Source organism: Nonomuraea fuscirosea (assembly GCF_003001935.1).
Lineage (GTDB): Bacteria > Actinomycetota > Actinomycetes > Streptosporangiales > Streptosporangiaceae > Nonomuraea > Nonomuraea fuscirosea.
Genome location: NZ_PVNG01000060.1, coordinates 1 through 12,098, shown reverse-complemented (window position 1 = coordinate 12,098; position 12,098 = coordinate 1). Strand labels below are relative to the sequence as shown.

The window sequence follows — 12,098 nt, the reverse complement described above, 5'->3', positions numbered from 1 at the left end:
CATTCATCGACGGCAAGCTCATCGAACGCCCAACAGGATCACCCGTCCCCACAGCCGCCTAGGAACTCATGATCCACAGGTCTTGACTATTGCTCCTGGTCGCCAAGCACGAGAACACCCGACTGCCGTTCGCGTTGCTGCTGAAGTACTACACCCAGCACGAGCGTTTCCCTCGTGGCCGGGGCGACTTCCCCGACGAGGTGGTCGACTACGTCGCGCGCCAGATCAAGACGTCGCCCGGCAGCGTGGGCCTGTTGAGGAATAACCCATGAGTTCGTTGACTGGTTGAGCGTGGCTATAGCCGCAGGAGCTGGGCTTACGTTCTGGGATCCCTGGTTCTTTCGAGATTGAGGAGACTTCAAGGATTCTGAAGGTCTATCGTTCTCGTCGTTCGTCTTGCATAGATGGCGAAGACGAGGAGGCCAGAGTTGGCGCTGGCGATGGTACGGGATCTTCGCGTGGCACGAGCCCCCGCGACTTTGGATGATCTGGATGCGTTGGAGACCGACGTACTGGCCGGGTTCGTGCTCGCTCGCGCCGCGGCGGGGCTGTCGGATGGGACGATCAGCTCGGATGTGATGCATCTGGAGCAGGTGCGGGCCTGGTTCGGGCGGCCGCTATGGAACATGGATCCGGCCGATGCCGATGCGTACTTCGGCAAGGTGCTGCGCACCACGGCCAAGGGCACTCGCGTGGCCCGGGCGCAGGCGCTCAAGACTTACTTCTTGTTCCTCGAACTACGGCACAAGGTCGAGATTCACCAGGCCACCGGGCGGGTCGTCGAGTGCCCGATCGACGAGATGAACCGCCCCCGTGGCGCCAGCAGCCCAGGCTGCGCATCCCGCCCACCGCCGACCAGGTCAGCCGGTTGTTCGCCGGCTGGCGGGAAGAGCTCTCGACCTGCCGCAAGTTTGCTCCGGCCGCCCGCAACTACACCGCCTGCCGACTGATGTCGGAGGTCGGATTGCGGGTGAACGAGGCCTGCAAGCTCGACCTGGCCGACATCAAGTGGGAGCTGGGCCGCTTCGGCAAGCTGCACGTCCGGCACGGCAAGGGCGCCCGCGGATCCGGACCGCGGGAACGCATGGTCCCGCTGATCAACAACGCCGCGGCGACGCTGCGCTGGTTTGTCGAAGACGTGTGGGCCCAGTTCGGCGACGGCCACACCCGCCCCGGTGCCTCGTTGCTGCCGTCCGAGCGCAAGAACACCGACGGCAGTGCCGCCCGTGTCGGCGATGAGACGCTGCGCGCGGCGCTGGCGCGGGCCGCTCAAGCGCACCTGCCGGACTGGCCCGAGGTGATCACTCCCCACGTTCTGCGCCATTTCTGCGCCTCCCAGCTCTATCTGGGCGGCATGGACCTGGTGGCGATCCAGGCCACCCTCGGGCACGCCTGGATCGCCACCACCATGAAGTACGTCCACGTCCCCAGCACCCATATCGAGGACGCCTGGATCGCCGGACAGCAACGCGTCGCCGCTCAGCTGGAAGGACTACGACGATGAGATGGAACCTGCGCCTGGCCGCCGCCAACCGCGGCATCTGGAAGGCCAGCGAGCTGCAGCGGATGCTGGCCGAACGAGGGTTGAACATCAGCGCGGGCAAGATGTCCGGACTGTGGTCGGGCGAGCCCGCCAGCATCAAACTGGCCGATCTCGACGTGATCTGCGCGGTGCTCAGCTGCGGCGTCGCCGAGCTCCTGATTCCTGAGCCAGACAAAATCCAGCGGGTCGATGACCAGCAGCAAACCTCTGCTGCTGTCTCGTCGGGGAGCGGGCCGGCGGTGACGCCGAAGCGCCGAGACGGACGCAGCCTGCCACCGGTGTGATGGCATACATCGCGCCGGACAAGGCGGCCGCCAGCTGCGTGGCCTGTTTCGCCTGGGGCGTGCTTCCAGGCCGGTACTGCCGCGCCTGCTACACCTTCGGTCAACTCCATCAGGTCAGCGAGTGCACCTGCTGCCACCGCCTGGTGCCGGTCAAGAAGAGCTACTGCCGACTGTGCTGGCTTCAGGCGAGTCTAGAGGCCAAAGACCAGGTCACGATCCTGGAGCCGTTCCTGCGCCAGTTCAGCTACCAGCAACTGTTCTTCACCAACATGCACCGACAACGCTCCAAAGGTCGCGGCCCACGGATCGGGCGGGCAGGCCGCCGGGGCCTGCGAGCCCAACCCGTGCCGAGCGAACCGGTCACCGTCCCACACTCGTGGGAGCAGCTACGCCTGCCGCTCCAGACCCGTCGCGATTACCTGCGCTTCGAGCGGCGCCGACAGGCCGATCTGACCAACCCCGCGCTGATTGACGCCCGCCGAATCGTCGCCAGCCTTGCCGAGAGATGCGGCTGGACGCGCGGCGTCATCCGAATCGTCGACCGCGCCCTGGTCCTGCTGCTGTCCACGCACACCCCAGGCGACAAGATCCGCTTCTCGGACCTGTTCCCCGCGCTTCGAGCTCGCGGTCTCAGCGTCGGTCGCACCGTCGAGGTCCTCATCGAGCTCGGCGTACTGGACGATGATCGCATCTCCGTCTTCGAGACCTGGCTGAAGCGCGGCCTCGGCGATCTCAGCCCAGGCATCCATACCGACGTTGAGCACTGGCTGCGGACCCTGCACGACGGAGGCCCGCGCGCACGGCCCCGCAGCCAGGCGACGTGCTGGAGCTATCTCAGGCTCGCTCGTCCTGCGCTCCTGGCCTGGCAAAGCGCTACGATCATCTCCGTGAGGTCACCCGCGACGACATACTCACCTTCCTCGACACCCTTCCCGGCGCTGAACGCCATCACACGCTGACTGCGCTCAGGTCGCTGTTTCGGCACTGCAAACGCAAGCGCTCGATCTTCCGCGACCCCGCCGCCCGGCTTCACGACGGTGATCACCCCCGCAAGCTCGCCCTCCCCCTCGACGCTGAAGAGATCACCAAGGTCACGCAGAGCGTCCGCACCCCCCCTCGACCGGCTCATCATCTCCCTGGCTGCTATCCACGCCGCCCGCCCCAAGGCGATCCGCGAACTCCAGCTCGACGACGTCGACCTGGGCAACCGCAGATTCACCATCGCCGGCCGCACCCGCCCGCTGGACGAACTCACCCGCCAGGTCCTCCTGCAATGGCTCGACTACCGGAATCACCGCTGGCCCAGCACCGCCAACCAGCACCTGCTGATCAACAAGCAATCCGCCATGGAGACCGGCCCGGTCAGCAAGGTCTGGATGACCGAGTCCTTCCGCGGCCAGGCCGCAACCCTGGAACGGCTGCGCGTCCACCGCCAGCTCGACGAAGCCCTCGTCACCGGAGCGGATCCGCTACACCTGGCGACCGTCTTCGGCCTGGATCCCAAGACCGCCATCCGTTACGCCGAAAGCGCCCGCGTCCTCCTTGCCGCTGCGGCAGAAGAGCACGAGATCGAGTAGCTCTCCGTGCAGGTCCCATGGAGGGCATCCGATATAATTGATCATGCGTCGGACTTCTCCCAGCCCGACGCTTTTTTTATGTCTACCGAACCCACTCAGCAGCGCGCTCGCGGGCCCCTCTTCCACGCCATGATCACGGACCCTCGCGGCGACCAGTTGCTGCCGCTGGCAATGCTTCGAGAACGCTACCCAGACCTCCACGCGCGCCACGTCGCCAAGTACGCCGGCCGAGAGCACCGTCTACGCGAACGAGTGATCCCGCTCGAGTGCACCTGGGCCGACGTGGTCTTCCTTTCGCCGCTCAATCCCACGGTGTTGTTCGACGCGGTGCGGAGCGCTGGGCTGCGCATGCGCGACGTCCCGCTCTGGACACTCGACGCCTCGCAACTCGACCCAGCGCGATGCTGCATCCGGCTCATGCGTGTCACCCCAGGAGCCCGAACTGCCGACCCCGGCACTGAGGACGACTATCTCCCGCTGACGACCGCTACGCTGCGGGCAGTCTCCGAGGGCGGCCCGAGCTTCGGCCATGGGGTGGCGGACGGCCGAGACTCAACACATCGCCAGTGGCCACGCTGGCTCGTCTCCTCACGAAAAACTTGGGACCCGCTTGTCATCCGGAACCGGTCCTCCATCGCGTCAATACCTATGACAGCTTGAGGACGGAGTTCATGGATGGACGATGGTTTCGACAGCTTCGTGGTGCATCGCTACGACCGGTTACGACATTCGGCCTTTCTGCTCACGGGAGACCTTGGGACCGCTGAAGATGTTGTGCAGTCGGCACTGGCGAAGGCCTGGGTGGCGTGGGGGCGGATCAAGAGCAACCCTGATTCCTACGTGTACCGGATCGTCGTGAACACCCACATCTCGTGGTGGCGCCGGAAATGGCGCAATGAGCTGCCCTCCGTGGACGTGCCCGACCATCCCGACCCCCACGACTTCACCATCGAGGTGGAACGGCGGCAGACGCTCCTGGCCGCCATCGGCGGGCTGTCGAGGAGGCAGCGGGCGATCGTCGTGCTGCACTACTTCGAACAATTGACGCTGACCCAGTGTGCCGAGGTGCTCGGATGCTCGCTCGGAACGGTCAAGACGCAGCTCGGCCGCGCACTGAAACGGCTCCGCGTCGATCCGGCAATCCAGCCAGCGGAGGTGGAACGATGAGCTACACCGAAGAGCAATTGCGCGCGGCTCTGGCCGAGAGCGTGGCCTCGGGATCTCCTGACGTGCAGCAGATCGTCCGACGGGGCCGCCGCATCAAACGGCGCAGGAGGGCAGGTTTCACGCTCGCGGGCCTCGGCGCGGCCGCCACCGTTTTCTTGGGGGTTCAGGGCGTCCGGGTGGGTACGGCCCATGTGGCAGAACAGCCGCCGGCGAGGGTGACGGCATCGGCGGCGCCTAGTCTGCCGCCCGAAGACACGCGAGCCGTGCCCCCCGCTCCATTGATCGCGAGCCAGTCGTCCGCCACCATGCCCTCCGTCAAGACCGTGAAGTTCCGGCCGTTAAGTTTCTTCACCTCGTACACGATCGTCTGCACCGACCCGGAGGCGTGGGTGATCATCCGGCGGGAGGGCGGTGGTGGAGGCATGAGACGGTGTGGCCAGAAGGGCGCGAGCAGTCACTCGAGCAAGGAGTCGGTGCCGTCCGGGTGGTTAGAGCGCACGCAACAGATCGAGGTATGGGTCCTGCCCGCCGATACCCCGATCCATGACCCGAGGCGAGGCGCCGGTTCCGACCCGTACGCCGGATGCACGGTGGCCAGGAAGGACGTGGGCTGGTGCGACGGCAAATACCTGCAGATTCCCCTGGTACGGCAGCCCGGTGCCCTGAAGAAGCTGGTCGAGGAGACCAGGTCGCGTCCGGGGGCATGGGTGGTCGGCGTTTACGACCGAGCGGACGCGACCGACCCAATCCCAACGGCGACCACCACCGTCACCCTGAAGCCCACAGGTTGAGATCGTCGTGTTGAAGCGGTTAGGGTCGCGCCCTGCAACCACAGCGGGGTTGGGAGGTGACACTGGGCCGCCCGGCCCCGTGGTTGCGGGGCCTGGCCCGCTCTCATGCGAGCGGAAATCCCGGCCGGGCAGCTCCAAGGCCCTTATCAATCGATGTCCGGAATTGTCCGATCGCATTACCTTGATCGGCTGCTGTCGCCATGTGAAGAATGCAGGCCAAGCATGCCTTGTAGCAGTTGTCGCCAGACGAATGTCGCCAGTAGCGCCAGGAGGTCATATGGCATCCCCACGGGAGAACCGGCGGCGGGCCGGAGTTGCCGTTTCCGGCGCTGCGGCCATGCTCATCCTCATGGTGAGCTCAGTGGTCAGCGTGGTGATCGTGGTCACCGCCTCAACAGGGACAGGGGGCGAAACATCGGAGGTCTCTTCGCGTGAGAAGATTCAACTCGCGAAAGCGGCCGACCCTGTCTCATCACCTACTCAGGGGACGCTCCAGGCGCCTGTGGTGTCGGTCTCTCCCCCGCCCTCTTCCTCGGCGGAATCGCATCCTGCGACTTCACCTGACCCAGCCCGGCCGGTACAGGCGGGCCGAGCCGATGTTCTTCAGCCGGGGCAGCAGCTTGAAGTCCAGCAAGTGCGAGAACGCAAAGCCAACGATTGAAGCTCCGTGGGTATCGGTGTACTGGCGATCGATCTCCGCGCTGGTCAGATGACGGAGCAGGCCCTCGATCATCGAGGCGACCTCGGAGTCGGTGGTGGATCGCACCTGGCTGTAGATGCAGACGTTCTTGCGTTCGACGTGCCAGTAGACCATGATCCCGGCGCCGCCGTAGCGCTGGTGCCACTCGGTCATGAAGTTCGCCGACCACGAGCCGAACTTGCGCGAGTCCGACGCGCACGCCGTGCCCGGCCCCACGGCGAGACGTCGCGCACCTCCAGCGTTTTGTTGACCACTGTGCGGATCGCGGCGCGCAGGTTGTCGCGGTTGACGAACAGCCGGCGGGTCCGGCGCAGCGCGGCCTCGGTGTCGGCCTCCATCCCCTCGATCGCCGCGGTGCCGTCCGCGACCCGTTTGATCCCCATGTTCGTGCCGAGCCCGAAGGTGCGCGAGCGGGAGCGAGAGATCACCGACGCGCTGGTGGAACTGCTGATCGCCACCGTGCATCGGATCAAGGCGCGGGCCGACAGCAAGGTGACCAAGGAGTTGATCAACGCGTTCAAGCGGGTGACCGGCAAGGAGAACATCCTGTTCAAGGTGGCCGATGCCGCGCTCGGCCAGCCTGACGATTCTGTCCGCCAGGTCATCTTCCCGGCTGTCAGCGGCGGCGAGCAGACGCTGCGCGATCTGGTGCACGAGTTCAAGACCAAGGGCCCGGCCTACCGCACCACGGTGCAGACCACGCTGCGTGCCTCCTACACCAACCACTACAGGCGCGGCCTGATCGCGCTGCTGGACACGCTGGAGTTCAAGAGCAACAACACCGCCTTCCAGCCGGTGATCGAGGCGCTGAAGTTGATCCGCCGCTACGCCAAGGCGGGCAACACCACCTACTATCCGCGCGGCGAGGTGGTGCCCGAGCACCGCGGCACCGCCGGCGACTGGGAGGACCTGGTGTTCAAGAAGGACAAGCGCGGACGCCGGCGGGTGGTGCGGATGGTGTATGAGATCGTCACCTTCCAGGCGCTGCGCGAGGCCCTGCGGTGCAAGGAGATCTGGGTGGTCGGCGCCCATTCCTTCCGCGACCCGGAGGAGGACCTGCCCAAGGATTTCGCTGCCCGCCGCGTGGAGAACTACGGGGTTGAGGAACCCAGGAACAGCCGTTGGCGCTGAGAATGATCTTGAGGGGCGCGCGATCGGATGGGCTGCGATATTCAGACATCTGACGTGATCGTCGCTTTGACGGTGATCGGTGATCATGTCTACCGTTGTCACCCATACCTGTGGGGTTTTTGTCTGATGACCAGGTCAGGGCGTACACGGCGTTCGAGGAGTTGCCGTCGCTGTCGGATCTGGAGAAGTTCTTCTTCCTGGACGCGTTCGATCGGGACGTGATCGCCAAGTCGCGCCAGGACTCGCATCGCCTGGGCGTTGCCGTCCAGATCGGGACAGTCCGGTACAAGGGGCTGTTCCTGGAGGATCCGCTGGCGGTGCCGTGGCCGGTGGTGGACTATCTGGCCGAGCACCTGGGGATCGGCGATCCCTCGCAGGTGAAGAGGTACGGCGAGCGGCTGAAGACGGCGTATGAGCACGCGTGGATAATCAGGGACGCCTACGGCTACCACGACTTTGATGATCGTGAGTCGTGGGAGGGGCGGGTGCTGGCGAGGCGGTTCCGGACGTTCCTGCACGGCCGGGCGTGGACGCATGCCGAGGGGCCGACGGCGTTGTTCGATCAGTCGGTGGCGTGGCTGCGGCGGCATCGGGTGCTGCTGCCCGGGGTGACGGTGCTGGAACGGCTGGTGGCCAGCGTCCGGAAGCAGGCCGACGAGCGCTTGTACGCGACGGTGGCGCGTCAGGTGGAGCGCGCCGATGTCACGTTGCAGCGGGAGCTGTCGGGGCTACTGGTGGTTCCCGCGGGCGCGCGGATGTCGGAGCTGGAGCGGCTGCGGCAGGCGCCCAAGAGGCAGTCGGGCACGGAGATGGCGCGGGCGCTGCAGCGGGTGGATGACATCGCTCGGTTCCGGCTGGGGCGGGTGCGGGTCGACAAGGTGCCGGTGCGGCGGATGAAGACGCTCGCCAAGTACGGGGCGGGCAGCAAGGCGCCGCTGCTGGCGCGTCTGCACGAGCCGCGCAAGACCGCGACGCTGCTGGCGGTGACCCGGTCGCTGGAGGCCGAGGCGATTGACGACGCGCTCGATCTGTTCGCGCTGCTGATGGCCTCGCGGCTGATTTCGCCGGCGCGCCGCAAGTCCACGGGCGATCGGCTGGCGATGCTGCCGAAGCTGGAGAAGGCCTCCAGGCTGCTGTCCCGGGCGGGCCGGGTGCTCATCGGACAGCTCGACCTGGTTGCCGAGGCGGGCGCCAACCTGGACCCCGCGGCACTGTGGACGGCCGTCATCGCGGAGGCGGGAGCGACCAAGGAGCAGGTGCTGGCCGCGCTGGAACAGGTCGACGAGCTCGTCCCCGACGACGACGGCGCGGCCGAGGCGGCGCTGCGAGCCGCTTTGGTGGACAAGTACAACACCGTCCGCCCGTTTTTGAAGCTGCTGGGCGAGTCGAAGGCCCTGGGCGCGGCTGCCGGCGGCCGCAAGGTCCTGGCCGCGGTGCGCAGGCTGCCGGAGCTGGCACGCAGGCACGTCTCCCGCAAGCCCCTGGCGCCGAAGGAGATCGACGCGTCCCTGGTGACGGCGGCGTGGAAGCGGCCGGTGTTCGCCAACCCCGAACTGGCCAAGGGCGCGGTGGACCGCGACGCGTATGTGGTGTGCGTTCTGGAGGCGCTGTATCGAGCGCTGCAGGTGCGGGACGTGTACGCCACGCCGTCGCTGCGATGGGCCGACCCGCGCGCCCACCTGCTGGACGGCAAGGCGTGGGAGGCGATCAGCGAGGACGTGCTCGCCTCCTTGTCGCTCACCGACCCGGTCGAGGCTCATCTGGACGCCAAGCTGCTGGCGCTGGACGCGGCGTGGAGGCAGATGGCCGGCCGTCTCGAAGAAGCCGGCGATGATGCCCTGGTCAGGGTGGTCACCCCGCTGGACGGGCACGCCCGGTTGTCGGTGGAGAAGCTCGGCGCGCTCGGCGAGAGCCCATCGCTGAAGTGGCTGCGCGCGGCCTGCCAGGCGATGCTGCCGCGTATCGATCTGCCCGAGCTGCTGCTGGAGGTGCACTCCTGGACCGGGTTCCTGGACGCCTACGTGCACCTGGCGGAGGTGTCCACCCGCATGCACGACCTGCCCCGGTGTCTGGTCGCGCTGCTGATCAGCGAGGCCTGCAACGTCGGCCTCACTCCGGTGATCAAGGACGGGGACGAGGCGCTGACCCGCGGCCGTCTGTCCCACGTCGATCAGAACTACGTGCGGGCCGAGACGCACGCCGCCGCGAACGCGATCCTGATCGAGGCCCAGCGCAGCGTGCCGATCGTGGCGCTGTGGGGTGGTGGGCTGCTGGCCTCGGTCGACGGGCTGCGGTTCGTCGTCCCAGTCCAGACGATCAACGCCGCCCCGTCGCCGAAGTACTTCGGCTACAAACGGGGCCTCACACTGCTCAACGCAGTCAATGATCAGGTGATGGGGATCGGGCAGATGGTCGTGCCCGGCACGCCGCGCGACTCGCTGTACATCCTCGACACCCTGATCAACATCGACGCCGGTCCGCAGCCCGAGGTCGTCACGACCGACCAGGCGTCCGATTCGGACACGGTATTCGGGATCTTCTCCATGCTCGGCTACCGGTTCGCGCCCCGCTTCGCCGACCTGGGCGACCAGCGGTTCTGGCGCTCGGACGTGCCCGGCAGCAACACCCCGGGCGACTATGGGCCGTTGGAGGCGATCGCTCGCAACAAGATCAACCGGCAGAAGATCTGCACCCAGTGGTCTGACATGACCCGGGTCGCCGGGTCGCTGGTGACCAACCAGGTCCGCGCCTACGACCTGCTGCGCATGTTCGCCCGTAACGGGCGGCCCACCCCGCTCGGGCAGGCGTTCGCCGAGTACGGCCGCATCGACAAGACCCTGCACCTGCTGTCCATCCTGGATCCGATCGACGACAGCTACCGCCGCAAGCTGAACAAGCAGCTCACCGTTCAGGAGTCCCGGCACCGGCTCGCCCGCAAGATCTGCCACGGCGGCAACGGGCAGATCCGCAAGACCTACCGTGAAGGGCAAGAAGATCAACTAGCGGCTCTGGGCTTGGTCGTCAACGCGGTCGCGCTGTGGAACTCCAAGTACCTGTCGGCCGCGGTCGACCAGTTGCGCGCCCAAGGCGTCCCGGTGAAGGACGAGGACGCCGCCCGGCTCAGCCCGCTCGGCCACGCCCATCTCAACGTCCTGGGCCGCTACTCCATCTCCTCCTCCGCCCCAGCCGAAGGCCTGCGGCAGCTCGGCGAGATCCCCGACATCTCCGAGGGTGGCGGCGTGGACGAGCACGAAGTGTAAAGCGCCATCGCAGGCTTGCGACCCACGGCAAGCACCCTTCCGGCCGCGATCGAGATGAGGTTGGAGGGAGCGGCCAGCCGATCCAGGGGGCATCACTAGCGTGTCGCCGGGAGGCAGATAATCCAGCGCCTTCCACGGGTGTCAATCTGGCAGACACGGGCGCGAGGATGGATAGTTGCTGGTCGGGGTGAGGGTGAAGAACCTGGGCCGGTGCGGTTCAGTGCGGGGGCGGCCGTAGTGTGGCCTCCGATCCGAAGAGGCGATCGAGGTGGTTGTCGATGATCGCGGTGGCGGCCTCGTGGCTGCGCTGTCGGCCCAGGACGCTGGCGGTCAGGCCATTGGCGAGGGCCAGAAGCGTGGCGACCTCGGTGCGCGGGTCGCGATCGGAGGCGAGGTCTCCGGCCTGCTGCGCGGTCGTGAGCCGGATGGTGAGGAAGTCTTCCAGCGCGTCGGGTCGGGTGAGCGCGGCCGCGGCGAGCGCCGGGTCGGTGAGGGCGGCGGTGTAGTAGGCGGTCCAGGCCATCGAGTCCAGCCGGCTCTGCTCGTCGGAGGGCAGGATCGCGCCGAGGACGGCTTCGAAGACACCTCGCGTGGACAGCTCGCCCGTGCCAGCGGCCCGCTGCTTGACTCGGCGGTCCAGGCGGGCGGCCAGCTCAGTGAGACCGGAGTCGAGCAGAGCCTGCTTGTCGGTGAAGTAGTACTGGACCACCCGAAGCGAGACTCCGGCCTCGGCGGCGATCTCACGCATCGACACCGCCTGCAGCCCGCGGGTGCCGGCGATGCGCAGCAGCGCCTCGGTCAACTGGCGTCGCCGCTCATCATGGTCTACCTGTTTGGGCATGTCGGTTTCCTAGCTGCGATCCGTGCTGTGCTCCGGCGTTGCAGTGTCGGGCCGGGCTTGGCCGGGGAAGGAGAGGATTCGCTCTGTGACCAGGTCTGGAGCTTCGACGGGCAGCGCATGCCCGGTGTCGGGCACGATCTCCACCTGCCATGATGGCGCGATCTCGGCCAGCCGCGCGGCCACCGCCTGCGCGTCGTTCACTGCGCTGCGGGCTCCCAGCAGCACCTGTACGGGCACGGACAGCTCACGCACCTGCTCGTCGGTGTAGGCGGGCGGCATGGGCAGCCGCCGGCGGAAAGACCGGCCGGCCAGCATCAGCTTCATCAGCACGTCCTCGCGCAGCGTGCCGTTGCCCACTGCGCCGGCGACACGGTGCCGCAGCGCACGAGGAAGCAGAGCGGCCATACCGCCGACGATGACCCACCGGAAGAACCGCCCGGTCAACGGCGCGAAGCCGACCGGATCCACCAGCGTTAGCGCCGCCACCCGACCGCCGCCGCCACGCTGCTGTTCCAGCGCGGTCCAGCCGCCGTAAGAGGAACCCACCACATGTGCGCGCTCGGTACCGGTCGCGGCCAGGACGTCGGTGAGCCAGCCACCCACCTCGGCGCCGGTCGCGAGCGGCCGCGTCTGAACCGAGCGGCCGGGCTCGCCGAGCGGGTCGACGGCAAAGACCGGACGGATGCGTGCCAGCGGCTTGATGTAGCGGTACCAGGCCAGCGCGTTCCCGCTGGCACCGGCCAGGAGGACCACGGGATCCCCCTCGGCGGGCCCGGCCCGGTGGATCCGCACGCTGCCGGCGCG

General features: G+C 67.2%; 12 protein-coding genes and 1 pseudogene. 10 read left to right on the top strand and 3 right to left on the bottom strand.

The window, feature by feature from the left end:
* Positions 1-89 precede the first annotated feature (89 nt).
* The 8 genes from B0I32_RS55515 (at position 90) to B0I32_RS55485 (ending at position 5,362) form a co-directional block, all read left to right on the top strand.
* Positions 90-272, top strand: a complete 183-nt coding sequence (locus B0I32_RS55515) for a DUF4158 domain-containing protein (protein WP_106253525.1) — start codon at positions 90-92, stop codon at positions 270-272.
* Between the two features lie 156 nt (positions 273-428).
* On the top strand, positions 429-950 hold the full coding sequence (locus tag B0I32_RS59455) for a hypothetical protein (protein WP_219912552.1): 522 nt from the start codon (positions 429-431) through the stop codon (positions 948-950).
* Positions 950-1,504 carry a tyrosine-type recombinase/integrase gene (locus tag B0I32_RS59450; protein WP_342751858.1) on the top strand — a complete coding sequence of 185 codons (555 nt, stop codon included), beginning with the start codon at positions 950-952 and terminating at the stop codon, positions 1,502-1,504. The genes B0I32_RS59455 and B0I32_RS59450 overlap by 1 nt, the downstream gene beginning before the upstream one ends.
* Positions 1,501-1,827: a helix-turn-helix domain-containing protein gene (locus B0I32_RS55505; RefSeq protein WP_106253523.1), complete on the top strand. Its 327-nt coding sequence runs from the start codon at positions 1,501-1,503 to the stop codon at positions 1,825-1,827. Before B0I32_RS59450 ends, B0I32_RS55505 begins: the two co-directional genes overlap by 4 nt.
* The gene (locus B0I32_RS55500) at positions 1,827-2,786 is read left to right on the top strand and encodes a hypothetical protein (protein WP_146178761.1); all 960 of its coding nucleotides are present in this window, start codon (positions 1,827-1,829) and stop codon (positions 2,784-2,786) included. The genes B0I32_RS55505 and B0I32_RS55500 overlap by 1 nt, the downstream gene beginning before the upstream one ends.
* Before the next feature lie 78 nt (positions 2,787-2,864).
* A complete protein-coding gene (locus tag B0I32_RS55495; RefSeq protein WP_106253519.1) occupies positions 2,865-3,404 on the top strand; it encodes a site-specific integrase in 540 nt (179 codons plus the stop codon).
* Between the two features lie 675 nt (positions 3,405-4,079).
* Positions 4,080-4,571, top strand: coding sequence for a SigE family RNA polymerase sigma factor (locus tag B0I32_RS55490; RefSeq protein ID WP_106253517.1), 492 nt, complete (start codon positions 4,080-4,082; stop codon positions 4,569-4,571).
* Positions 4,568-5,362, top strand: coding sequence for a hypothetical protein (locus tag B0I32_RS55485; RefSeq protein ID WP_106253515.1), 795 nt, complete (start codon positions 4,568-4,570; stop codon positions 5,360-5,362). The genes B0I32_RS55490 and B0I32_RS55485 overlap by 4 nt, the downstream gene beginning before the upstream one ends.
* A gap of 556 nt (positions 5,363-5,918) precedes the next feature.
* Here B0I32_RS55485 and B0I32_RS55480 read toward each other — a convergent pair.
* Positions 5,919-6,445: pseudogene (locus B0I32_RS55480) on the bottom strand (Tn3 family transposase).
* Here B0I32_RS55480 and B0I32_RS55475 point away from each other — a divergent pair.
* Together B0I32_RS55475 and B0I32_RS55470 are read left to right on the top strand one after the other, a co-directional pair.
* On the top strand, positions 6,348-7,193 hold the full coding sequence (locus B0I32_RS55475; RefSeq protein WP_181308934.1) for a hypothetical protein: 846 nt from the start codon (positions 6,348-6,350) through the stop codon (positions 7,191-7,193). The pseudogene B0I32_RS55480 and the gene B0I32_RS55475 overlap by 98 nt on opposite strands.
* Before the next feature lie 104 nt (positions 7,194-7,297).
* A complete protein-coding gene (locus tag B0I32_RS55470; RefSeq protein ID WP_106253527.1) occupies positions 7,298-10,453 on the top strand; it encodes a Tn3 family transposase in 3,156 nt (1,051 codons plus the stop codon).
* Between the two features lie 217 nt (positions 10,454-10,670).
* Here the strand turns inward: B0I32_RS55470 and B0I32_RS55465 are convergent, their stop codons facing one another.
* Both B0I32_RS55465 and B0I32_RS55460 read right to left on the bottom strand, forming a co-directional pair.
* Positions 10,671-11,294 carry a TetR/AcrR family transcriptional regulator gene (locus B0I32_RS55465; protein WP_106253513.1) on the bottom strand — a complete coding sequence of 208 codons (624 nt, stop codon included), beginning with the start codon at positions 11,292-11,294 and terminating at the stop codon, positions 10,671-10,673.
* A gap of 9 nt (positions 11,295-11,303) precedes the next feature.
* Positions 11,304-12,098: alpha/beta fold hydrolase (locus B0I32_RS55460; RefSeq protein ID WP_106253511.1), on the bottom strand; the 795-nt coding region annotated here is incomplete at its 5' end.